Origin of the sequence: Methylocystis sp. JAN1, assembly GCF_052186135.1 — a bacterium.
Taxonomy (GTDB): Bacteria; Pseudomonadota; Alphaproteobacteria; order Rhizobiales; family Beijerinckiaceae; genus Methylocystis.
Map to the genome: position 1 here is coordinate 3,133,867 of NZ_CP181499.1, position 23,467 is coordinate 3,157,333.

The 23,467-nt window shown below is 63.0% G+C and carries 22 protein-coding genes; 10 read left to right on the top strand and 12 right to left on the bottom strand.

Annotated elements, in window-relative coordinates; all coding sequences use genetic code 11:
* Positions 1-57: 57 nt before the first annotated feature.
* The 7 genes from ACNHKD_RS14965 to ACNHKD_RS14995 all read left to right on the top strand — a co-directional run bounded on the left by ACNHKD_RS14965 (position 58) and on the right by ACNHKD_RS14995 (position 8,405).
* Positions 58-4,041 (top strand): NACHT domain-containing protein, encoded by a 3,984-nt coding sequence (locus ACNHKD_RS14965; RefSeq protein ID WP_442754278.1) that lies wholly within the window; start codon positions 58-60, stop codon positions 4,039-4,041.
* A gap of 71 nt (positions 4,042-4,112) precedes the next feature.
* Positions 4,113-4,799 (top strand): hypothetical protein, encoded by a 687-nt coding sequence (locus tag ACNHKD_RS14970; RefSeq protein WP_442754279.1) that lies wholly within the window; start codon positions 4,113-4,115, stop codon positions 4,797-4,799.
* Positions 4,800-5,219: 420 nt separating this feature from the next.
* Entirely contained in the window at positions 5,220-6,068 is an 849-nt protein-coding gene (locus tag ACNHKD_RS14975) for a carbon-nitrogen hydrolase family protein (RefSeq protein WP_442754280.1), read from the top strand.
* A gap of 203 nt (positions 6,069-6,271) precedes the next feature.
* A complete protein-coding gene (locus ACNHKD_RS14980) occupies positions 6,272-6,517 on the top strand; it encodes a type II toxin-antitoxin system ParD family antitoxin (protein ID WP_442754281.1) in 246 nt (81 codons plus the stop codon).
* Complete coding sequence (locus ACNHKD_RS14985) at positions 6,514-6,810, top strand: type II toxin-antitoxin system RelE/ParE family toxin (RefSeq protein ID WP_442754282.1); 297 nt, start codon at positions 6,514-6,516, stop codon at positions 6,808-6,810. Before ACNHKD_RS14980 ends, ACNHKD_RS14985 begins: the two co-directional genes overlap by 4 nt.
* Positions 6,807-7,082 carry a (2Fe-2S) ferredoxin domain-containing protein gene (locus tag ACNHKD_RS14990; protein WP_442754283.1) on the top strand — a complete coding sequence of 92 codons (276 nt, stop codon included), beginning with the start codon at positions 6,807-6,809 and terminating at the stop codon, positions 7,080-7,082. Before ACNHKD_RS14985 ends, ACNHKD_RS14990 begins: the two co-directional genes overlap by 4 nt.
* A 72-nt stretch (positions 7,083-7,154) precedes the next feature.
* Entirely contained in the window at positions 7,155-8,405 is a 1,251-nt protein-coding gene (locus ACNHKD_RS14995) for a L,D-transpeptidase family protein (RefSeq protein ID WP_442754284.1), read from the top strand.
* 35 nt (positions 8,406-8,440) lie between these two features.
* On the opposite strand, the gene ACNHKD_RS15000 is transcribed toward ACNHKD_RS14995, so the two are convergent.
* Both ACNHKD_RS15000 and ACNHKD_RS15005 read right to left on the bottom strand, forming a co-directional pair.
* Complete coding sequence (locus ACNHKD_RS15000) at positions 8,441-8,911, bottom strand: DUF2269 family protein (protein ID WP_442754285.1); 471 nt, start codon at positions 8,909-8,911, stop codon at positions 8,441-8,443.
* A complete protein-coding gene (locus tag ACNHKD_RS15005; protein WP_442754286.1) occupies positions 8,911-10,164 on the bottom strand; it encodes an NAD(P)H-binding protein in 1,254 nt (417 codons plus the stop codon). Before ACNHKD_RS15005 ends, ACNHKD_RS15000 begins: the two co-directional genes overlap by 1 nt.
* A 100-nt stretch (positions 10,165-10,264) precedes the next feature.
* On the opposite strand from ACNHKD_RS15005, the gene hemW reads away from it, so the two are divergent.
* Together hemW and ACNHKD_RS15015 are read left to right on the top strand one after the other, a co-directional pair.
* The gene (gene hemW / locus ACNHKD_RS15010) at positions 10,265-11,431 is read left to right on the top strand and encodes a radical SAM family heme chaperone HemW (RefSeq protein ID WP_442754287.1); all 1,167 of its coding nucleotides are present in this window, start codon (positions 10,265-10,267) and stop codon (positions 11,429-11,431) included.
* A gap of 87 nt (positions 11,432-11,518) precedes the next feature.
* Positions 11,519-11,809 (top strand): hypothetical protein, encoded by a 291-nt coding sequence (locus ACNHKD_RS15015; protein ID WP_442754288.1) that lies wholly within the window; start codon positions 11,519-11,521, stop codon positions 11,807-11,809.
* Between the two features lie 93 nt (positions 11,810-11,902).
* Here ACNHKD_RS15015 and ligD read toward each other — a convergent pair whose 3' ends face one another.
* The 10 genes from ligD to ACNHKD_RS15065 all read right to left on the bottom strand — a co-directional run bounded on the left by ligD (position 11,903) and on the right by ACNHKD_RS15065 (position 21,573).
* The gene (gene ligD, locus ACNHKD_RS15020; protein WP_442754289.1) at positions 11,903-14,356 is read right to left on the bottom strand and encodes a DNA ligase D; all 2,454 of its coding nucleotides are present in this window, start codon (positions 14,354-14,356) and stop codon (positions 11,903-11,905) included.
* Between the two features lie 3 nt (positions 14,357-14,359).
* Positions 14,360-15,262 (bottom strand): non-homologous end joining protein Ku, encoded by a 903-nt coding sequence (ku, locus tag ACNHKD_RS15025; RefSeq protein WP_442754290.1) that lies wholly within the window; start codon positions 15,260-15,262, stop codon positions 14,360-14,362.
* Between the two features lie 207 nt (positions 15,263-15,469).
* Complete coding sequence (locus ACNHKD_RS15030; RefSeq protein ID WP_442754291.1) at positions 15,470-16,057, bottom strand: bactofilin family protein; 588 nt, start codon at positions 16,055-16,057, stop codon at positions 15,470-15,472.
* Positions 16,058-16,125: 68 nt separating this feature from the next.
* Positions 16,126-17,067 carry a tyrosine recombinase gene (locus ACNHKD_RS15035; RefSeq protein WP_442754292.1) on the bottom strand — a complete coding sequence of 314 codons (942 nt, stop codon included), beginning with the start codon at positions 17,065-17,067 and terminating at the stop codon, positions 16,126-16,128.
* Positions 17,068-17,075: 8 nt separating this feature from the next.
* Complete coding sequence (locus ACNHKD_RS15040; protein ID WP_442754293.1) at positions 17,076-17,219, bottom strand: oxidoreductase; 144 nt, start codon at positions 17,217-17,219, stop codon at positions 17,076-17,078.
* An 89-nt stretch (positions 17,220-17,308) separates the two neighbouring features.
* Positions 17,309-18,019 carry a L,D-transpeptidase gene (locus ACNHKD_RS15045; RefSeq protein WP_442754294.1) on the bottom strand — a complete coding sequence of 237 codons (711 nt, stop codon included), beginning with the start codon at positions 18,017-18,019 and terminating at the stop codon, positions 17,309-17,311.
* Positions 18,020-18,303: 284 nt separating this feature from the next.
* Positions 18,304-18,522, bottom strand: coding sequence for a hypothetical protein (locus ACNHKD_RS15050; protein WP_442754295.1), 219 nt, complete (start codon positions 18,520-18,522; stop codon positions 18,304-18,306).
* Positions 18,523-18,627: 105 nt separating this feature from the next.
* Positions 18,628-19,257: a septation protein A gene (locus ACNHKD_RS15055; protein WP_442754296.1), complete on the bottom strand. Its 630-nt coding sequence runs from the start codon at positions 19,255-19,257 to the stop codon at positions 18,628-18,630.
* Positions 19,258-19,261: 4 nt separating this feature from the next.
* Positions 19,262-20,344 (bottom strand): signal recognition particle-docking protein FtsY, encoded by a 1,083-nt coding sequence (gene ftsY, locus ACNHKD_RS15060; protein ID WP_442754297.1) that lies wholly within the window; start codon positions 20,342-20,344, stop codon positions 19,262-19,264.
* 245 nt (positions 20,345-20,589) lie between these two features.
* Positions 20,590-21,573, bottom strand: coding sequence for a beta-ketoacyl-ACP synthase III (locus tag ACNHKD_RS15065; RefSeq protein ID WP_442754298.1), 984 nt, complete (start codon positions 21,571-21,573; stop codon positions 20,590-20,592).
* Between the two features lie 481 nt (positions 21,574-22,054).
* Between ACNHKD_RS15065 and rimO the strand changes: the two genes are divergently transcribed.
* Entirely contained in the window at positions 22,055-23,401 is a 1,347-nt protein-coding gene (gene rimO / locus ACNHKD_RS15070; RefSeq protein WP_442754299.1) for a 30S ribosomal protein S12 methylthiotransferase RimO, read from the top strand.
* Positions 23,402-23,467: the final 66 nt, after the last annotated feature.

The following is a 23,467-nucleotide window of genomic DNA, read 5'->3' on the forward strand; positions in this document are numbered from 1 at the left end:
CTGGCTGATCCGTGAGGGATTGGATTCTGTGTAGCGCTCACGACGTAGGCCACCTCGATGACCAGATCTGTACGACAAATAGCCAACGAGCGTGGACGCACACGTGATGCAGAGCCGAAGCGGTATGCAGAGTTCGTGGACTGCCAAAATATCATTCTGCTCGGCGATCCGGGCGCGGGGAAGTCACACCTCTTCAAGGAAGCCGCGACCAGTGAAGGTGCGCACTACATCACTGCTCGCACTTTCTTGAACACGCCCGCGCATCTGCTGCAAGGCCAAGCACTGTTTGTCGATGGGCTGGACGAGAGCCGTGCAGGGAGGAGTGATCGCGGCGTCATCGACGCGATGGTCAGGAAGCTCTTCGAGGTCGCACCTCCGAAATTGAGGATCTCATGCAGAGTCGCCGACTGGCTCGGCGACAGCGACGTCGCCGCGATGTCCCCTTACTTCGGTCGGAACGGCGGCTTCACTGTACTGCATCTCGAGAAGCTATCACCATCCGAACAATTAGCTGTGCTGGAGAGCCTAGGAGCGGATCATCCCGCCGCCGAACAATTCGTGGCTGACGCCGCCGAACGCGGGCTTGGCGACTTCCTCGAAAACCCGCAGAATCTCCGCATGCTTTGGGAGGCGGTCAAAGCCGGCCAGTGGCCCGCAAGCCGGAAGCAATTGTTCGAGCTTTCTACCAAGCTGGCGCTCGAGGAGTTCAACACCGAGAAGACGCATGAAGGCGGAGGCAGCTTCTCGGTCGCGAACCTCAGGCTTGTTGCGGGCGCGATCTGCGCCGCCCGCCTCATCAGCGACGTGGATGCGATAAGCCTGACAAATCGAGAAGGGACCGAAAATGTCCCCAGCTATCGCTCTCTTGATTTGTTCCCGTCCGAGGAGGTTCAAGCGGCGCTCGGACGTCGCGTGTTCGATGCCGACGCGATCGCGGAGACCGTCGATTACTCCCATCGTACGATCGCCGAATTCCTGGCAGCGGAGTTCCTTGCATCCCGAGTTCGAGCAGGTCTTCCGATTGGCCGTTTGATGGCATTGATGGGCATCGATGGTCACCCCGCCTCGGAGTTGAGGGGCCTACATGCTTGGCTGGCTGTGCACTTGCACGAATTCGCCGACGAACTCATCGAGGCGGATCCCTTCGGCGTGCTGACCTATGGCGACGCAGCTTCCCTAGCGCGCTCGTCTTGCGTCGTCCTTATCCGTTCACTTGGTCGCCTTTCGCAGGCCAATCCATGGTTCCGTTCCGAGAACTGGCACGCCCCATCCATCGGTGCGCTGTCGCGACCCGACATGGTGGAGGAATTCCGATCCATCCTTGACGACCCCCAATCGGGACATGGCATCCGCTCCCTTGTCGTCGATGTGCTTATGACGGGAACTCCGCTGCCGGAGATGATCCCCGACCTTGAGAAGGTTCTGGCTCGGCGGGAATCCATGCTGGCGGAGCGCCTGCACGCGCTATTCGCCTTGCTTCGTCTAGGCGAGGCGGGGAAAAACACGATCAGGACCGTCTACGCCTCACAACTCGGCAATTCCTCAGAGGATCTAGGACTGAGAATCGCAGTCCTCCATGAACTTTATGGTGATCCGTTCGGCCCGGCGGATGTCGTCGCCCTAGTCAATGACTTCCGCGGGCGCAGTGTCGGCAGCGGAATGGTTTGGGATCTAGCCGACGTGATTCCCGAGCAAGATCTGCCTGCGATTCTTGACGGGATCACGCCATCCGAGCCGAATGAAACTCTTTCCGAAAGGGAGGTAAGCTCCTTCTTTGCGCAGATACTCGTGCGCGCTTGGGCGAGTTCGGCGGAGTTCAACGAGAAACGCGCGTTGGGATGGCTGAAAAAGAACTCGGCTTTCAAACGGAATATAGGCGAAAGCCAAAATCGCGCGCTTCATATGGCCATGCAGAAGACGCCTCAACGATTGCGATCACTTGCCGCAGAGTTCTTTAGTGGCGTCCCTTTGGACAAGAATCTATTTTTGGAGTTCAGTCGTTTCCAAGAGGCAATTCTACACGTCTTAAGCCCAGAAGAACTTGTCGCTGCGGTCACCGAAACATTCAGTCGCACTAATCCGTGTAGCGTTGAGCGTCAGTTCCTCTACGAGATCGGACTTTCTCTGTCGTATCGAGCCGACCCCGCAAATGGGATTGGTATATTCGACGATTTTTTCGAACGCGCTGAGCAGGAAGAAACACTCAAATCCATCCGCGACAGTTTAATCGTCACTATTTTACCGGAAAACTATCTGACCTTCCGAGCGCGACGCGATAGGGAATCAGAGAATGGACGCGACCAGCGCCGGCAGGAGTTTGATCAAGATATAGCGGCCATACGTTCAGGTTCTCATATCGGGTGGGTGGATTATCTCGGACGAATCTACTACGCAAAGTTCTTCGACCTCGATGAAAAGTTGTCTCCTCACGATAGGTTGGCAGACTTTCTCGGAGAGCAACGTCTCGCCGCCGCGCTGGTAGGACTCGTTGCTTCGTTGACTCGCGATGATCTCCCCAGCTTTGACGATGTAATGAAATGCGCTTTTGACGATACGTTTCCATGCTGGTGGTATGGGCTAGCCGCAGGCCTAGCTGAATGCTGCAAAAACGACACGGCGCTGACCGATTTGTCTGATGGTTTCCTCAAGGCCATGTTGGCATTCGTCACTCTCAATTTCGTCAGGAGTCGAGAGGAAACTCATCCTTGGCGCGCTTGGCTGGAGGAGAACAGGCCAGAGGTTGTTCGAGATGTCTATGTCGCTATAGCGCGAATGAAGCTTACTCAAAACAGTCAGTATGTCGACGGCCTAAGTGAACTCTTGAACAAGGCGACGCTGGATAAGTATATAGCCCCCATCGTTTTAGACTTCCTAAGAGATTTCCCTGATTCAAATCCGCAGTGGCTCTCGAAAATGCTCGAAGCAGCCATTAAGCTTCCTTCGATACATGTTGATTTCGTGACCCTTGCGACTCGAATTGTCGAGGGCAAGGTTGCAGTGGCTGAAAGACAGCGCGATCTTTGGCTCGCGACCGCCTATGTGATCAGGCCTTCGGAGTTCGAGGCTGCGGTCAGTCAGCGCGCCATCGCAAACCCCGATTTTGTTTTCGATTTGCGCGAAAGCAGCGGCGGGGGGCGATTGGGCCGACCCGGCAAGGACCAACCGTTGCCGATGCTGGAATTCCTGGCACGGCTTACCGGTTCATTGTTCCCCCATACGCCTCCCCCGAGCGGAGGCTGGTCTGGGGATAGAAATCCTTGGGATGCCTCGGAATATTGCCGTTCATTGATCAACATGATCTCGGTGTCGCCCGACCCGGCGGCGACCGAAGCTCTCCAGCGTCTTGAAGGAAATGCGCAGCTTCCCGGCTACAGGAACGACCTTCTCTACGCCTTGGACAGTCAGCAGCGGCGCCGCAGGGAGAAGGAATACGATCGCCCGGGGTGGACATCGACGATAGTAGCACTAGCCAATCGTTCGCCTGCGACGGTTTCCGACCTTCACGCTCTGTTGGTTGCTCACTTGCGAGATTTGGCCAATCGCGTTTCCAGAGAAAACGTGGACGTCTTCAAGCCATTCTGGAACGTCGACTCTCACGCAAAACCAACCGATCCTCGACCAGAGGAGGCTTGTCGTGATTACTTCGTCACCCTGCTCCGGCCATCGTTAGTTCCATTCGGGGTCATGGTCGAGCCTGAAGCCCATATGGTGGCAGATAAACGTGCGGACATTTCGGTTCAAATGCCGGGACGTAAGATTCTCTGCGAGCTCAAACGGGATTACCACGCCGAAGTCTGGACAGCCCCCACTGGACAGCTTGAACGTTTCTATGCTCACGACCCTGAAGCAAAAGGCTTCGGCGTTTATTTGGTGTTCTGGTTTGGGCCGAAGCGCCATCCGAGACATATACCAACTCCGCCCAACAACGCGCCGCCGCCGACGTCTGCTAAGGAGATGGAGGACCTCCTCCGATCGCTCCTCAACGAAGAGATGAGCAAGCGTTTAGCAGTGATTGTTGTCGATGTGTCGGGGGAAGTCTGAGACCGCGCCACCGCGATCTTCATTCCAACGTTCGCAAGCGCCGTAGAAAGTAATTTTACCGAGGAGGAACAATGGCCGTATTCTATCGAGGCATCACTCTTGATCCGGCTACTGCGGAAGCTGACAAGGCGGCGATAAAGGAAACCGGCCAGCTTGCGAGGAAGGCGACTTGGAACAATACTAGGGCTCATCCAAATGAAGTCAGGCGGATAACCCCACCGCTCGCTTCCACACCAGAGACAGCACGCCGGGCCATTCGCGAATTGCCTCAAGAGCCGATGACTTATGCGTGTGCGAGCTTTGACGACGCGGCACGCTACGCGCTGCGTAATGAAGGGCTGCCGGCGGTCATCGCGGTCGAATTGCCGTTCGAGGAGGTTGCGATCGACGGGAAGGATTTCCTTTATACGGTCTTCCAGCTTTGGGATCGAAGCCAGAGGCATCACCTCCCGCAGGTTCGAGAAACCCTGAACGCTGTTTTCGGGACTGCGACGGTACGATGGTTCGATCTTGCGGCCTCGCAGGCGGATCAATCGGTGAGAATTGGACTTTGTGACCTCGCCGTGCACGACCTCTCTGCTATTCAAGCTCACCACGCGAACCCGATGCCGCTGTCTGGACGCTACAATACGCTCTTCCGCTCCGCTTTCGATCTGCCGATGAAAGTCGATGCCGCGGCCATCCTGTCGGTGGAGGACGTTACCCAGCCGATCGTGCCGCCCGGAAACCTGATCGAGCTTCGTAGCCTCGTTCCGTGATGGCTCGAGGCGGTAGGACTGAATGCAACGGTGGCTAGCTGTGCTGCTACGGGCACGTTTACTTCGGACGAGCCATCAGATGCCGAGACTGCTTCCGACTACATGCGAATACTGCAATCTACCGCTATCGACGTGACCCGGGCTCGACATCCTTCCCGGTCCGACTCAACTTATGGGGTCGACGACTCAATTTATGGGGTCAATCCGACTCATGTTATGGGTCTTCACTTCCACAATTGACCTCGGAAAACCGGGAACTTTGCGAAATGGACGACTCAACTTATGGGGTAATGCACACGCGTAGGTGCCGACAATGCAGAAGTCTGATCTTTTGAGGGGTAGTCAGACTCGGTTTGCTAGGAAGATCGACTCGATCCATATTTTCGCAACGATTTTGCGCATGGATCGCGGAGGAAATGCATGGCATCGGTGTTTCCGATTGCGACGGTCCAGAGCATCGTCACTTCCGATGTTCGCGAAAACGGGCGCCACATCCGCGACCTGATGTCGTCCGCCAGCGAAGCAGGGTGCCGCCTGGCGCATTTTCCCGAGGGCGCCCTGTCGGGATACGTCAAATCCCAGATCGAGAACTGGGCCGTTGTCGACTGGAAACTCCTTCGTGAAGAATTGGTCGCCATTGCCGCGCACGCCGCACATCTCGGTCTATGGACGGTAATAGGATGCAATCACCGGCTCACACCGCCGCACCCGCCGCACAACAGTCTCTATGTGATTTCGCATGAGGGGCGGTTGGTCGGACGTTACGACAAGCGGCTGTGTTCCAATACCGAGTTGGCTGACTGGTATACGCCCGGCCGAAGTGCCGTCACTTTCGATGTCGACGGCGTGCGTTTCGGCATGATGCTTTGCATCGAAGTGCAGTTTCCGGAGCTTTTTCTCGAATACGGTCGGATGGAAGTGGATTGCGTTCTCTTCTCCGCCTATTCGGACGATCCAATGTTCCGCCTTTTGTCGCGCGCTCACGCGGCCACCAACAACTTTTGGCTCAGCTTGTCGACTCCTGCATTACCGGCCAGTCGCCTGTCCGCTGGGCTGATCGGCCCCGATGGCGCCTTGCTGGCGACTGCGTCCGAGGGTGGAAAGCCCTCCCTCGTGTGCGATCGGATCGACAAGGACGATCCGCGTTTTGGCATCGCAATCGCCAAGGCTCGGCCTTGGCGCGCCGCCGCGAGGGCGGGCGGCATATATGCGGAGCGTCTGGTAATAGACGCGCGGAGCGATGATCGGTCGTCGTTTTTCGATGCGTGATGGACTACCGGCTGTGTACGTTGGTTCGAGATCGCTTGTCGACACTGAGTCCACCTTCCTTGCGTCGTTAACCCGGTGAGTCACGATTCCCCGCCAACCGAGTCGGACTTCCGGTCCGAAAAGGGCGGAAAACGGGGTATAGTGAGTCAAGGTTTCGCAGTGTTGGACATAGGTATATGATCTCCTGCGGCAGGAGGGTGTCGATGACACAGGCTACAGGCAGTCTCGAAGAGGCTTTGGAGCGGCTCGTCGCCACTGGCCGCTATGCCTCCAAAGATCAAGTCATTCGCGAAGGCGTCCGTCTGCTGGAGGAACGTGATCGCAAGCTTGACGCGTTGGACGCCGCTCTCGCACAGGGCATCGCCGATGCAGAGGCGGGTCGCGTCAGGCCGGCGGGGGACGTCTTCGATCGCCTCGAGAAGAAATACAAGGCGATGTCTTCCAAGTGAGGGTGCTCTTCACGAACGAGGCGGCCGCCGATTTGGAGAGCATCGGCGATTACATTGCTGAGGAGAGTCTCCCGCAGGCGCTCGCATTCGTCGAAGGATTGCGGCGTCATTGCGAGACGCTCGCGAACATGCCGAAACGTTTCCCGCTCGTGCCTCGACACGAAGCCTCAGGCGTGCGCCGTATGGTTCACGGCAATTTCCTTGTCTTTTTCTGCGTCTCCGACGCAGTCGTCATACTCCGTATTTTGCATGGCGCAGGGGATTACGAGCCTATCCTCTTCCCGACGGAATGAAGAACACAGCCCAACCAACCCGCCTCCTCGTCTGCGTCGGCCCCAATTGCGATGCGACCGGCCGCGGACGCGCCTTGCTGGCCGACGTGCAGGCGGCCGTGCAAGCGTCTTTCCCCGACGCGCTCGCGGACGGCAGCCTCAAAGTCTCGACCCGCGAATGCCTGCGGCTCTGCACGCGCGATCCGGTCGTGCGCATCGAGCCCTCAGGCGACGCCTTCTCCGACCCCGACATTGACGAGCTGATGCGTGAGATCGCCGAAACGCTGAAATAGCGGCGCGTGTCCTGCGCGCTAGATAGGACTGCGACGAGCCGGCGCGGATGGCGCCGGCGACCGAGCAGTCTCATGAAACGCAAACCTTTTGCGGGCGCCCTCGCGCTCCTGGCGTCCGCCGCATTTTTCGTCTCACTTGCTCCCGCCGGCGCGCAGCGTGACGAGCAGCCGCCGCCCGACAATGGGCGACCGGAAGCGCCGCCGGCCCAGCAAGTTGAACAGCCTTCACGCACCGCGCCCGACTACGGCCCCGAGACCGCGCGCGCCACAATAGCTGCCGCGCGCCGCTATGCCGACATCGCGGCCAAGGACGGCTGGCCGCACATCGCAGCGCTGGTCACGCCGGAATCAAAAGGGCATTTAATCGCGGCGCTGCGCCGCCGCCTGGCGATCGAAGGCTATCTCTCGCGCGAGGACGGCAAGCGCGACGAATGGGATGATACGCTCTCCGACGCGCTGCGCCGCTTTCAGGCGCATGTCGGTCTCGCTCAGACCGGCGCCGTCTCCCGCGAGACGCTTCGCGAACTGAACGTGCCGCCCGCGACGCGCGCGCGGAAGCTCGCGGCGACGGCGGCGCGTCTCGCAAGGATGCGTTTCCGCTTCGGCGACCGCTATGTCGTGGTCAATATCCCCGCCGCATCGGTCGAGGCCGTCGAGAAGGACGAGGCCGTCAAGCGCTACACAGCGGTTGTCGGCGGACGCCGGCATCCTTCGCCGCAAGTCGTCGCGAAGATTGTCTCGATCGACATCAACCCCACATGGACCGTCCCGGCCTCCATCATCAAGAAGGAGCTGGCGCCGAAACTCAAGCGCAATCCACATTATTTCGAGCGGGAGAATATTCGCATACTTGACGCGCGCGGCCACGAGGTCGATCCGCTGAAATTACGCCGCATGTCCAGCAAGCGTGCGGCGAGCTTCACCTTCCGTCAGGAGCCGGGGCCGAAAAATTCGCTCGGCTCCATTCGCGTCTTCATGCCAAACAATCACGCGGTGTTCATGCACGACACGCCGCACAAGAACCTTTTCGATAAGGACTACCGCTTTCTCTCGCATGGCTGCGTGCGCGTCGAGGGCGTCTATGATCTTGCCTCCTGGCTCTTGCAGGATACGGGCGATTGGGACGCCTCTAGGTTGAAGGACGAAGAAGAGCGGGGAAGGACCGAAAAGATCGGACTGCGGCGCCCCGTCCCCGTCGCCTGGGTCTATATGACCGGCTGGGCGACCGATGATGGACCGGCGCATTTCCGCCGCGACATCTACGATCTCGACAAGGGAACGAAGCTGCCGGCGCAGAACGGCGCGGGCGTGGCTCACAGCTAGAGCGCGTCGCGAAAAAGCGGGACGCCGCCCGCAGCCTAGAACTGCGGCTTCGCCACCATCAGCCAGAAAATGCCGAGCATGGCGATGAAAGCGGGCCAGCCGAGCGCGAACCAGCGCCAGAAATAGCGCCTGTAGCGCGGCGGCAGCGGCTCGCCGCTCGCAAGACATTCGTCCGCGATGCGCGCCATCTGCATTTGCAGCCAAACAACCGGCAGCCAGCAGGCGCCGACGAAAATGTAGAGGGCGACCGACGCCAAGATCCAGTGCGTATCGAGCGGCCAGCCTTCCTGCAAGGCGAGCGCGACGCCGGTGACAGGCTGCACGATCACGGCGGGCGTCGTGAAGAGCCAGTCGGCCAGCACCACGTTCCTGTTCCCCGCGACAATGGCGCGCAGATCGCCGCGCAGATTGGTCGCGAGGCCATGAAAGGCCGTGCCGAGCCCCGTGCCGAACAGCACCGTCGAACTGATGATATGAATCCACTTCAAGACCGTCACGTCGAACATCAGTCGGACTCCAGCGCGATCATCACGAGGACCGCCGCCGCGAGCGGGACGTTTTTGAGGATCGGCCCGAAGGGATGCAGCCAATATTCGCTGGGCAGTCCGAGCGCGAGCAGCGTGAAGGCCACCATGCTTCCAAGCTGCAGCCAGCCGATCAGAACCGGCCGCCAGCGGCGCAGCAGCAGCACGCCCAAGAGGAGGTCGAGAATGGCGCCGCCATAGAGCGCGATCGACGCCAGCGCGCCGGAAAGGCCGAGCGACGCGAGCATCGCATAGCTCTTTGCGACCGGATAAAGGCCCAGGGACAACAGCCCGCTCGCGATCCAGAGGAAGGCGAGGCTGAAGCGCAACACGGGACGCAGGAAGAAGAGCCGCGCGGCCAGCCGGTCGGCTTCTGAGGCCGGCTCCCGCGCCAGCGCCTCACGGAGGTTGCGCGGCGGGCGGCCCAGCGCTGCGGCGAGCGGGCCAGGGTCGGAGACATTGCCCCGGGCGAGCATCTGGATCACGTCGGAATTCAAGGGCCCGTTCGTGAAGCGCCCGCCGATCTCGGTCATGATCTTGAACAATTGGTCGGGGATGCGCACGGAGCCTGTCGGCGGCAGGCCGAGCCAGTTGCGCAGAAGTCGCGTCAACTCATAGGCCGACATCGCCTCCGGCCCCACCACGTCGATCAGCCGCGGCGAATCGGCCCCCTCGGCGAGGCGCGCGACCAGTTCCGCGAGATCGTCGACATGGACGGGTTGAAAGCGCCAATCGTCCCGTCCGATGCGCGGAATTGTCGGGAGGGCGGCGGCGGCGAGGAGCCAGGCCGTGCTCGCCCCGCCCCGGCCGACCACGACCGAAGGCCGCAGCGCCCGCCAGTCGAGCCGCGTCCCATACGGGTCGGCGTCGAGAAAGAAGGCCTCGGCCGCGCCTTTGCTGCGTTGATAGTCGGTCTCGCCCTGCGGTGCGGCGCCGAGCGCGGAGATGTGGATGAAGCGTTTCACGCCCGCGGCGATGCAGGCCGAAAAGAGCCGCATGGCGCCTTCCGCATGCACCGCGTCCATGGTGTTGGCGCCCTCGTCGCGCACGAGTCCGGCGCAATTGACAACCACCTCGTGGCCCGAGACCTTGCGGCGCAGAAGCTCGGAATCATCCCGGGCGATGTCGATCTCGGCGCGCCCGGCCGCCGTCACGGCGTGGCCCCCGGCGATGAGCCGCCCGGCGACATGGCGGCCGATGAAACCGGTTCCGCCGACGATGAGGATGCGGGCCAACGGTCCTCCCCTAACAAGCCAGAACTTTCCGCCGCCAACCATATAGAAGCTTGGCTGGCTTCCACCCTGCGTTTTAGGCGTTTTCGTGCCATAAGGGGACATGGCGACGATTCGAAATGCTTTCGACCCGGGCTTCGGCGTTTACGTCCACTGGCCGTTCTGCCTCTCGAAATGCCCCTATTGCGACTTCAACAGCCATGTCCGCCGTGGCGACGTGGACGAGGATCGCTTCGTCGAAGCCTTCGCGGCGGAGATCGCCCATCGCGCCAAGCTCGCGCCCGGACGCGAAGTCCGCTCGGTGTTCTTCGGCGGCGGCACGCCATCGCTGATGTCGCCATCGACGGTCGAAGCCATTCTCGACGAAATCGCCAAACGCTGGAACATGGCGAAGGACGTGGAGGTCACGCTCGAAGCCAATCCGACGAGCGTCGAGGCGTCGCGCTTCAAGGGCTTCAGGATTGCTGGCGTCAATCGCGTCTCGCTCGGCCTGCAGGCGCTGAACGACATCGACCTCAAGGCGCTCGGCCGCCAGCACACGGTCGCCGAGTCGCTGATGGCGCTCGACATTGCGACGAACGTTTTCGAGCGCGTCTCCTTCGATCTGATCTATGGCCGCGCGGGACAGACGGCTGCGGCGTGGCGCAAGGAACTGGACCTCGCTCTGGCGCGCGCGCCGGAGCATGTGTCGCTCTATCAGCTCACCATCGAGCCCGATACGCTGTTCGAGCGCATGGTGAATACGGGGAAGATGACGATCCCCGACACGGACACGCAGCGCGCGCTGTGGGACGTCACGCAGGAAATCACGGCCCGCCATAACCTGCCGTCTTACGAGGTCTCGAACCACGCGCGTCCCGGCGCCGAATGCCGGCACAATCTCGTCTATTGGCGCTATGGCGAATATGCGGGCGTCGGCCCCGGCGCGCATGGGCGCATCATCACCACGCGCGGCCGGCGCGCGCAGGCGACCGAGAAACATCCGGAGATGTGGCTGACCTGCGTCGAGACGGAGGGCCATGGCCTCGTCGAGGACGAGCTGCTCAATTCGGAGCAGGAAGGCGACGAGTTCCTGCTGATGGGCCTGCGCCTGCGCGAAGGCATTGATCCGCAGCGTTATTTCCTTCTTACCGGCAAGAAGCTCTCGCAGTCGCGCATCAGCGAATTGATCGGAGACGGGCTGGTCGAGATCACGCGAGAGAACCGTCTGCGCGTCAGCTCCGAGGGCTTTCCCGTGCTCGACGCGGTGGTGGCGGACCTGGCGGCCTAATCCTTGGCGGCCTGACGCTTCAAGGGAACCAAAACGCGAGCCGAATGCTTATCCGGAAGAGCCGCCCTTTTTCTGGAGCGCGTTTTCATGTCGATCACCGATATTCTCGTTCAGGTCGTCGCCGGGGCGCTCGGCGGCAAAGCAGCCGGCAAAGCCACGAAAAGCGACAATGCGCTCGGCGATCTCATCAGCGGCGCCGTTGGCGGCGGGCTCGGCGGACAGATTCTCAGCGCCATCATCCCCTCCCTCGCAAGCGCGGCGAGCGGCGGCGGCGGTTTCGATCTCGGCGTTCTGCTCGGGCAGGCGGTGGGCGGCGGCGTCACCGGCGCGGTCGTGACGCTGCTTTACAATGTGCTCAAGAAGCGGCTCGTCGGGTAGCTCCGGCAATTTGCCGCTTGCTCTTGGACTTTGGAGAAATGGACCCCGAAATACGCTTGAGGGTTGACGCTGTGTAAGGCCTGGGTCCGGGCTTCAACGATTATCGGCGCGCATGAAGGCGACGGCGCCCGGCGCGATGGCTTGGCGCGTCGCGAAGAAATCCTTCCATCCGTCTTCGACCTTCTCCGCCGTGCGAATATCGAAGGCCGCGGCGTTTTCAACGTCCGCCAGCGCCTTCCATGACAAGGGCGTCGCCACCGTCGCGCCGGGACGCGCGCGCAAGGACCACGGCAGGATCGCCGTGGCCGTCTTCTTGTTGCGCAGCCAGTCGATATAGATGCGCCCCGTCCGTTTGCGCTTGCTCATATTGGCGACGAAGCGGCTGGGCTCCTGACGCGCGAGGCCGCGCGCAAAGCCCGCCGCGAAGACTTCCGTATCGGCGTAAGTCAGCGAGCGGTCGAGCGGCAGAACAACGTGGATTCCCTTGCCGCCCGTGATGAGCGGCCATGATCGCAAGCCGATCTCCTTGAGATAATCGCGAATGTCCGCCGCCGCTTTGCAGACCTCGTGGAACGGCAGATCTTCGCCGGGATCGAGATCGAAGACCATCCGGTCCGGCCGGTCGAGATCGCTCGCAAGCGACATCCAGCCATGGATTTCGATGGCGCCGAATTGCGCGGCCGTATGCAGGCCGAGCGCGCCGTCGAGCGCCATATAGGGCTCGTCTTCGTTTTCGACCGTCAATATGCCCCGGGCCATGCCCTTGAGCGGATGACGCTGGAAGAAAAGCTCCTCGATATTCTCCGGCGCGCGCAACAGGCTGACAGGCCGGTCCAGAAGATGCGGCGCCATGCGGGACTCGATGCGATCGTAATAGTCCGCGACCTCGCCCTTGGTGATTCCGTCCGCCGGATAGACGACACGGCTCGCATGGGTGATGCGGGAGAGCTTGGGCGCCTGCGTTTGCTCGGCCACTTGTTTCGCCTTCATATCTTCGCGCACTCCCAGAAAGCGCGCCTGCCGCAACTGGCCGTCCACGGTCCAGCCGCCGAAGCGCACTTCCGCCGGAAAGGGCGTCTCTATGAGGGTCAAGCCCTTCGGCATCTTATCCGCCGCGAGAAGCTTGGGCGCGTTCTTTCCTTTTGCGCGCTTCGCAAGCAGGGGTTCGAGCGTCCGGCGGGTGCGCGCGTCATAGCCCGTGCCGATGCGGCCGATATAACGCAGGCCCTCGGGCGTTTCCTTCGCCGCGACGAGGGAGGCGAAGGACTCGCCTTTTTCAGACGGGCGGTAGCCGACGATCAACACATCCTCGCGGAAATCGCCCTTGATCTTGAGCCAATCCGAAAAGCGTCCGCTGCGATAGGGCCGGTCGGCTCGCTTGGCGACAATGCCCTCCGCGCCGGCCCGCGTCGCCTCTCGAAAGACGGAGGCGCCGCCGCCTTCTATATAGTCGCCATAGCGAATGACGCCGTCGGTCCCGGCGAGCAGCTTCTTCAGGCGTTCCTTGCGTTCGCGGAGCGGCTCGCGCCGCAAATCCTCCTCGTCGAGCACGAGCAGATCGAAAGCGATGAACGCCACGCGTTCGCTGCGCCCGGCTTCGAGCGCCGAGACGAGCATCGCGAAATCCGGCAGGCCTTTCTCGTCGAAGACCACCGCCTCGCCGTCAATGAGCGCGTTGCGGCAGGGAAGCGCGAAGGCCGCGCGCGCGAGACCGGGGAAGCGGTTCGTCCAATCAAGCCCGGTGCGCGTGTAAACGACGGCGCCCCCGGAGCCCGTCGCAAGTTCGAGGCGGTAGCCGTCATATTTGAGCTCGAAAATCCATTCGGCGCCCGGAGGCGGCGTTTCGGCGGTTTCGCAAAGCTGCGGCGGAATGAAATCCGGCGTCGGCGCGCTGGCGATCGGCTTGTCCGACCAGTAGGCGGCCTTGGCGCGGGCGGCGGGCGCCTTGCGGCGCCTGGCCTTGGCGCCCCGCTCGATCTCCTCGCGCGTGCGCCCCGTCGCGACGCTGGTTTGAAAACGCTCGGCAAGATTGGCGTCCGCATCCGCGAAAGCGTCGCGCTCCTTGATGAGCAGCCAGTTCTCGCCCTTGTCGCGCGTCTTCATACGCACGAGCACGTAGCCGCCCTTCATGCGCTCGCCTTGGGCGAGGAATTTGATTTCGCCCTTCTCCAGCGCGATCAGCGGATCGCCGTTCTGCGGGACGTAGGTCGAATCCTCCCACAACATCACCGTGCCGCCGCCATATTCACCCTTGGGGATCAGTCCTTCGAAGTCGCCGTAATCGAGCGGGTGATCCTCCGTGCGCACGGCGAGACGACGGTCGGCGGGATTTGACGAGGGGCCGCGCGTGACGGCCCAGCTTTTCAACACGCCGTCCATTTCGAGTCGCAAGTCGAAATGCTCTCTCCGGGCGAAATGGCGTTGCAACACGAGGCGCGGCGCGCCGCCATGCGAAACGCCGCCCTGCGGCTCCGGCGTGACGGCGAAATCGCGCTTGGCGCGATAGGCGACGAGCGCGCCGTCGTCCTTCCTGGCGCGCGCCGGCATGTCTTATGCCCTTCGGCGCGCTGGCGCCTTCGACGTTTTCGAAGATTTTGAGGAAGCCGCCTTCTTCGCGGGCGCCCTGCGCTTTTTCGGCGGCTCCGGCGGCGCCTCGCCGCCCCCGCTCGCCGCGACCGAACGCTTCAGCGCCTCCATGAAGTCGAGCACTTTGGCGCCGGGCTCGGCATGCTCTTCCACAGGGACGGTCTCTCTGCGACCGAGCTTCGCCTTCACGAGATCGCGCAGCGCCTCGGCGTAATGGTTGCGGAACTTGGCGGCGTCGAAAGGCTCGCTGCGCTGCTCGATCAAATCCTCCGCCATCTGCACCATGTCTTCCCGCGGCTTTTCGCGCCCGATGGAAGAGAAAATTTCGTCGGCGCTTTTCAGCTCGCTTTCATAGCGCAGCGTGTCGAGCACGAGCCCCTGTCCCTCGCCCATCGGAAAAAGCGCGACGAGATGCTCGCGCCCCCTCAGCGTGAGCTGGCCGATGCCGACTTTATGCTTCGCCCAAAGCGCGTCGCGCAGCACGCGATAGCCTTCCTCGGCGACCTCGCCGTCGGGCAGCACGTAATAGGGCCGGTTGAAATAGAGCGGCTCGATCTCGTCCGCATCGACGAATTGCGAGAGCTCGATCGTGTGGCGCGAGGAGAGCTTCAGAGAATCCAGTTCCTCGTCTTCCATGAAAACGTAATTGCCGGGCTCGACCTCGTAGCCGAGGACGATGTCCTCCTTTTTCACCGCGCCTTTTCCGGGCGCGACCTTCTGGTAGCGGATCCGCTGCTTGGAGTTGCGATCAACCTGATGAAAACGGATCTCGGACTCGGCCTTTTCCGCCGCGACCAGCCGGACGGGGATGGACACGAGGGCGAGGCGCAGATGCCCCTTCCAGAAGGTGCGCGCCGACTCGGCCATGACATGAACTCCGACGCATTACTCGACGGCCATTACATAAGGCGGCCGCCGCCCGCGGCGCGGGGTCCCGAGGCACTCTCTCCAAGGATCAAGACAAAAGCGCGCGCCTCTCGCGGGAGGCTCCGTCCGTCTTTTGTCGCTTTGGGTCTGTCGCCCCCTCTCCCCGCTCGTGGGAAGAGGGAATTTGCGCATCGGCGCCGTCGCCGGTCAGGCGGAGACGCGGCGGCTCGATATTGGCGTGCGCAGGATATTGAGCCGCTGGGGCTCGCTCTCCGCCGCGAGATAGACGGCCGGCTTCCCGACGCCGCTCCTGGCCGCACGGACGGCTTCGTTCAGGCGATCGAGCGAATTGCCGCTCCTGGCGGCGGGCGGTGGGGCGGCGATCTCACGACGTTCCTGCGCAGCGGCCTTGTCTTGCGCGACCGGCTTGGCGACGGCGCCGTATTCGTCGGCGGCCGACAGATCGCCGGTGACGACGGCGCCTTTCTCCAGCTCGATCTCGCCATAGGTGACGCGGCCCTCGACGCGCCCGGTGGAGCGGACGAGCAAAAGCTGCCTTATTTCGATGCGATCGGTAATCCAGCCGCTGATGTCGGCCTCGGTCGCACTGATATTGCCGCGGATCACCCCGCTCTGGCCGACGCTGACGACTCGCGCCGTGACGTCGCCTTCCACCGTGCCGTCGACGACGATCAGATCAGGAACGGAAATCTCGCCCTTCAGCGTGACGCCCGCGCCGACATAAACGACGTTTTCCTGGTCGGGCCTGAAGCCCCTGGTTGTATTAACAGCCATTTCCTTCGCCCGTTTTTACGATGACGTCCGACCGGACCTTACGTTAGCAAATGGTATACGGCAATCGACTAGTGGGAATCCGACAACGGGTGCAGGTCGCGAACCATGGCGCGCATCCGCTCGTCGAGAACATGCGTATAGATTTGCGTCGTCGATATGTCCGCATGCCCCAGAAGCTCCTGCACGACCCGCAGATCCGCGCCATTTTGCAGGAGATGGCTCGCAAAGGCGTGGCGGAGCGCATGCGGATGGACCTGCGACGCCGAGAGCCCCGCCGCGACGGCCAGCGTCTTGAGTTCGCGCGCGAAGGCTTGGCGGGTCAGATGGCCGCTTTCGCTGTCGGCGGGAAAAAGAAAAGGCCCTTCGGCGAGGCCGGGCGACGCCGCTTCGAGCAGCTTGCGGTAGTCGGCGAGCGCATGCCGGGCGCCGTCGGTCAGCGGCGTCAGGCGCTCGCGCCCGCCCTTTCCCTTCACCGTGATGAAGGGGTCGCGCGCCCGCGCCGCGCTTTTCGGCAGCGACACCAGCTCCGAGACGCGCAGCCCGGTCGCGTAGAGCGTCTCCAGCAGCGCGAAGAGACGCGCCGCCTTCAGCCGCTCGCGCAGCGGCCGCTTTTCGTCGTCGATTCCCTCGCGCGCCGTGGCGAGCAGACGGTCGACCTCGTCGACCGACATGACGCCCGGCGCGCTCCTGACCATTCGTGGCCCCTCAAGCGCGGCGGCGGGGTCGTCGGCGCGATGACGGTCGACATAGAGAAACTTGTGAAACTGACGGAGCGCCGAGACGCGCCGCGCTACGGTCGCGCTCGACATGCCGCGCGTGTCGAGATCGGCGAGATAGGCGCGCAGGCCGTCGGTCGTCACGTCGCCGGGGCCGCAGCCTGCATGTTTCAGGAAGGAGATATAGTCGGACAGGTCGCGGCGATAGGCGTCCTGCGTGTTGAGCGCGGCCCCCCGCTCCGCAGCGAGCATGTCGAGGAAAGCGTCGAGCTGGCGTCGGGCGCCGCCGCTCATGGCGCGTCTCATTTGTTGAGACGCTGCGCCGGGATCGTGTAGCTCATCTCGCGCGGCTGGGGCGTCACGAAAGAGACGACGGCGACCATGGCGCCGTAAACAAGCGCGACGACGGCTGCGACGATGGCGAGGAAGCGGAGAAGACTCGGCAAGGAAGAAACTCTTCGGCAATGACCGCAATCCAGCTATCGCCCGAAGCGCCGGCTTTTGCAACCGGCGCGTCGGGCTTTGCGTCCGCTTGTCAGCGTACGACCACGCGTGTGCCCACGGGCACGCGATTATATAGGTCCACCACGTCGTCATTCATCATGCGGATGCAGCCGGAAGAGACGTTCTGGCCGATCGTATGCGGCTCGTTGGTGCCGTGGATGCGGTAGAGCGAATTGCCGAGATACATTGCGCGGGCGCCAAGCGGATTGGCGGGGCCGCCCTCCATGTGGCGCGGCAGATCGGGACGGCGCGCCAGCATTTCGGACGGCGGCGTCCAGTCCGGCCACTCGGCCTTGCGGCTGACGGTCTTCACGCCCGACCATTCGAAGCCGGGCCGGCCCACGCCGATGCCATAGCGCGTCGCCTTCCCCCGCCCATGCACGAGGTAGAGGAACTTGTTGGGCGTATCGACGACGATCGTGCCGGGCGCCTCGGAACCGCTATAATCAACTTCCGCGCGCATATACATTGGATCGATCGCGCGCTGAACGCCGCCCGGCTGCGGGGCGTAGGCGGCGTAATGCGCGCCCGGCTGCGGATGCGCTGGCGGGGCGGCGTAGCGCACCGGTCCCGGCTCGCCGACCAGCGCCTCGATCAGCCCGCCGCCCAGCGGACTCTGCTGCTGATAATAGCCGCCATAGCCCGGCGCGGCCGAGATGACAGGATTGGCGTGAGCCGAACCAAGAAGAAGCGCCGCAAAGGCGACCGAGGCCGAGAGCCGAAAAAACACGGGCTTAGACATGAGGAAAACCGCTACTGCGCGCGGATTTGCTTGGGGTCCGCGCGATTGACGACGACCGCCATCATATACGGCTAATTTTTACGGTAAATGCTAAGCATTTTTCGTGGTTATCAATTAGGAAAGGCTAAGAATACTTGGTTAGAGCCAGATGAATATTAATGATGAACGACAAGTTGCCGCCGCCCGGCCTCGCAAGGGCGTCAGGCTGAAGGCCTGCAGCTCGCGCGCATGCGCCCATGGGCGCCAAAACGCGCCGCGGCGCAAAGTTCTTGCCTGCAACGCGGTCAATACCCCCCGCTGCCGACGAGCGGATGAATGCCGCTGCTGGCGCCGCCGCCGCTTTTGGTCTTTTTCGCTTGCGGCTTGCTGGCGCTGCGCTTCGCGACTTGCAGGACCCCATCGCCCTTCGACAGCGAGAGGGCGCCGTGGCTCACGGCCGGCAGCGCGGACGCCGCCGGCGCGCCGACGGCGCAAGCAAGGATCGCGGCGAGGAAATAGCGCATGTGCTCACTCCCTTTGAGCCGAGCGGCCTCGGCTTAATCAACCGGAGAGAGGCTAGCACAATCCGACGCGGTTGCGAGTCGACGACCGCCGCCTGGGCCCGAGCGTTAGAAATGCGACTCGCTGTCCTCGTCCTCGGCCGGGATTTCATGCTTCATGATGAGCGGCGCCTGGGCGACGGCAAAAAGGATCGTCAGCGGCAGAATGCCGAAGACCTTGAAATTCACCCAGTCGTCCGTCGTGAGGACGCGCCGCACGACCTCGTTCAATCCGGCGAGGAAGAAGAAGAACAGGCCCCAGCGCCAGGTCAGCTTGCGCCAGCCCGCGTCGGAAATGTGGATCGCCATGTCGAAGACGATCGGCAGCAACAGCTTGCCGAAATAGAGCGCCCCGATAAGCGCAGCCCCGAACATGGAATAGAGGATCGTGACTTTCAGCTTGATGAAAGTTTCGTTCTGCAGAAACACCGTGAGGCCGCCGAAGACGAGCACCAGTATGGCGGTGACGACCGGCATGGCCGGCAGGTGCTTGGTGATCGCCCAGGAAACGGCGAGGGTGAGGACCACGCCGGCCATCAGCACGCCGGTGGCGTAGAAGATGCCGAACTTGCCGTTCACGACGAAGAACACGATGAGCGGTCCGAGCTCCAGGGCGATTTTCAGCCAGGGATCAAGCTTCTTCTTCCGCCCGGCCGGCTGCGCCAAAGGCTTGGTCTGGGTCGTCTGTTCCTGCGTCATGCCGTCAGCTTTCCGGCGCCGCCTCCGGCGCTTCCGTGTCGTTGTCCAGGCCCGCGATCGCGCGGGCGAAGTCGCGGGCGGTAAAGGGTTCGAGATCGTCCTGCCCTTCGCCCACGCCGATAAAATGGATCGGCAGGCCATAGGCCTCGGCGATGGCGACGAGAATGCCGCCGCGCGCCGTGCCGTCGAGCTTGGTCATCACGAGGCCGGTCACGCCCGCGACGCGGCCGAAAATTTCGACCTGCTGGAGCGCGTTCTGGCCGACTGTGGCGTCGAGCACCAGAAGTACGGCGTGCGGCGCGTCGGCCTCGGCCTTCTTCATCACGCGGACGATCTTTTCAAGCTCGGCCATTAATTCGGCGCGGTTCTGCAAGCGCCCCGCCGTGTCCATGAGCAGAATGTCGGCGTCGGTTTCCCTGGCGCGCTTGATGGCGTCGAAGGCGAGGCCGGCGGCGTCCGCCCCTTCCTTGCCGGCGACGACCTCGGAATCGAAGCGCGCCCCCCAGATCTTGAGCTGCTCGACGGCGGCGGCGCGGAACGTGTCGCCCGCCGCGAGCACGACCTTCTTGCCCTCGCCCGTCCATTTGGAGGCGAGCTTCGCGATGGTGGTCGTCTTGCCGGAGCCGTTGACGCCCACGACCAGGATGATGAAGGGCCTCCTCGTCTCGTCGATCTCGAAGGGCTTGGCGACGGGCTCGAGAACCGCCTCGACCTCGCGGGCCAGGATGGCGCGCACTTCGTCGGGCGCGATGTCTCTTTCGTAACGCGCCTTGCCGACCGCCTGCGTGATGCGCGACGACGCGCCCACGCCCAGATCGGCGCGCAGCAGCACGTCCTCCAGCTCCTCGAGGGTCAGCGCATCCAGCTTGCGCTTGGTGAAAATGTCGGCGACGCCCTGGCTGATCGCCTGCGAGGTCCGGGCGAGGCCGCCCGTCAGCCGTTGCCACCAGGAACGCTTGGGGGCCTCATCCCCCTCTTGAGCCTCATGAGCCTCGGGCTGCGGCGCCGCGGTCTGGGTCTCCTCGCCGCCCCTGCCGAAGAGGCGGGCGAACATGCCGCGCTTTTTACCGTCTGCGTCCGTGCTCATGCGTCCCTCGATCGGCCAAAATGCCTACACTAGTCGGAACTAAAGGGCTAGCGCGGTCCGCGCAGTACGGCGGATTTGATCGAACTTGCTTGGAAAGTCCGCGAAACGAGGCCGCAAATAATCGCCCCGCCACGCTTTTCTCAACCAACGCGCCCCCTAGTCTCTCCTCCACGGGGTCCGCGTTGCGGCGGCGTATATGTCGTATGGATCCCGACCCTTCCGCTCGGTCGGCCGTCTTCGGGCCATCACCAGCGCAGCACCGCCCCGCCCCAGGTCATCCCGGCCCCGATCGCCATCATGGCGATCACATCGCCCTTTCTGAGCTTGCCGGCGCGGCTCGCCTCATCCAGCGAGATCGGCATCGATGCGCTCGACGTGTTGCCGTAGCGGTCGATATTGATCCAGCATTTCTCGCGGGGCACGCCGAGATTGTCGAGCGCGGACTCGATGATGCGCTGATTGGCCTGATGGCAGATCACATGGTCGACGTCGCCGGGGGCGAGCCCCGCCCTGGCGAGCGCATCCGCCACGACCTCGGGCAGAAGGCGGGTCGCAACCTTGTAGACTTCGCGGCCGCGCATCTTGATCTTGTTGGCCTTTTCAGCCAGCACCTCTTCCGTGAGCGGCCGCCGGCTGCCGCCGCCGGGAATACCGAGGATGCCTGTCATCGACCCGTCCGTCCGCAGCGTCGTGGCGAGAAGGCCGCGCCCCTCTTCCTCCGTCGCGCCGACCAGAATGGCGCCGGCGGCGTCGCCGAAGAGCACGCAGGTTTCGCGATTGGTCCAGTCCACGAAGCGGGTCAGCGTCTCCGCGCCGATGACGAGGGCGCGCCTGGCCATGCCGCTGCGGATGAACTGGTCGACGACGGTGAGGCCGTAGAGCGAGCCGGCGCAGGCGGCGCCGAGATCGAAGCAGAAAGCGTTGGTCGCGCCCAGAAGATGCTGAACATAGGCCGCGCAGGAAGGCGTCGGCGTGTCGCCGGTGACCGTGCAGACGACGATCATGTCGACGGTCTGCGGGTCCACGCCGGCGAATTCCAGCGCCTTGCGGCCGGCCTTGGCGGCGAGGTCGGAGGTCGCCTCATGGTCGGCGGCGACATGGCGCTCCATGATGCCGGTGCGGCTGACGATCCATTCGCCATTGGTGGCGACCATTTTCTCGAGATCGGCGTTTGTGAGAATGCGCTCGGGCGCATAGGAACCTGTTCCGAGAACAATGGAATTCGGCAAGGTCGAGGTCTTCCTGAAAGGCCGGCGTCGGCTTGACGCCATGACGGGCGTTAACGAGCCCGGGCGCGCGTGTGGCGCGGGCTGGCTCCGTCGGAGCTATTCATAGTGTCGCGGCCACGAAGCGCAAACCGTTTTTTCCACCGCTCATAAGCCAATGTTTTAAAACGCGTTATTAGCGGGATCGCGCTGGGAAGGCCCTCCGGCGCCGCTTTTTCGGCCGCCCGATTCCCTCCAATTGAAACCAATTTTTAAGGGGTAGGAAACTATTAACGGGAGGCCGACGGCGAGCGCCGACGGTTCCTCCGCTTCCGAGAATTCTTGCCCCCGCCGCGCCCTCCCCCGCGCGCCAGTAGGAGTTTGCGTCCATGGTTCACGCCCTCGTTTTCGCCGCCGTCGCCCTTTACGCCCTCGTCGGCGCCCTCACGGCCTAAGTCCATCCGTTCCGATTGCCTTCCGCGTCACGCCATGGCAATCGGGCGCGATGCAGGAAGACCAGAAGCCGACCGCCGCCCCGCGCGTTTCCTTCGTTTCGCTCGGCTGCCCCAAAGCGCTCGTCGACAGCGAGCGCATCGTCACAAGGCTCCGCGCCGAGGGTTACGAACTCGCGCGGCGCCATGAAGGCGCGGACGTCGTCGTCGTCAACACCTGCGGCTTTCTCGACAGCGCCAAGGCGGAGTCGCTCGAAGCCATCGGCGCCGCGCTCGCCGAAAACGGCAAGGTCATCGTCACCGGCTGCATGGGCGCCGAGCCCGAAGCCATCAGCGCGCGGTTCCCCGACGTTCTCGCCATCACCGGCCCGCAGCAATATGAGACCGTGGTGGAGGCCGTGCATCGCGCCGTTGCGCCCGCGCACGATCCTTTCCTCGACCTCGTGCCCGAGCAGGGCGTCAAGCTCACGCCGCGCCATTACGCTTATCTGAAAATCTCGGAAGGCTGCGACAATAGCTGCTCCTTCTGCATCATTCCGCATCTGCGCGGCCCGCTGGTCTCGCGTCCGGCGGCCGACGTGCTGCGCGAGGCGGAGAAACTCGTTCGCGCCGGCGTGAAGGAATTGCTCGTCATCTCGCAGGATACGAGCGCCTATGGCCGCGATCTGCGCTACGCCGAAAGTCCGTTTCGCGACCGCAACGTGCGTACGCGCTTCCTCGATCTCGCAAAAGAGCTCGGCGAGCTCGGCGCCTGGGTGCGCCTGCATTACGTCTATCCCTATCCGCATGTGGACGAGGTCATTGCGCTGATGGCGGCGGGCAAGGTGCTGCCCTATCTCGACATCCCCTTCCAGCACGCGGCGCCGAACGTGCTCAGGGCCATGAAGCGCCCCGCCAACGAAGAAAAGACGCTGGCGCGCATCAAGAGCTGGCGCGACGCCTGCCCCGACCTTGCCTTGCGCTCGACCTTCATTGTCGGCTTTCCCGGCGAGACGGAGGAGGATTTCGAGACGCTGCTGCAATGGCTCGACGAAGCGGAAATCGACCGCGCCGGCGCCTTCAAATATGAGCCGGTCGCCGGCGCCCCGGCCAATGACCTTGGCCTCGCCCCCGTGCCGGACGAAGTGAAGGAGAACCGCTGGAAGCGCTTCATGGAGAAGCAGCAGCAGGTCAGCGCGCGGCTCATGAAGCGCAAGATCGGCAAGCGCCTTCACGTCATCATCGACGAGGCTGGCGGCGGCCCCTCCGGCGCCCTCGCCAAGGGCCGCACCAAAGCCGACGCGCCGGAGATCGACGGCTCGGCCTTCGTCGAATCCCGCCGCCCGCTGCGGCCAGGCGACGTCGTGTCGATCAAGGTCGAGCGCGCCGACGCATACGACGTCTACGGTTCGGCTACGTAATTGGCGGCTCATTGGCGAGAAAACCCGCTGCGACCGGGTTCGGGAGCGCTTATGTGTTGGGAAAGC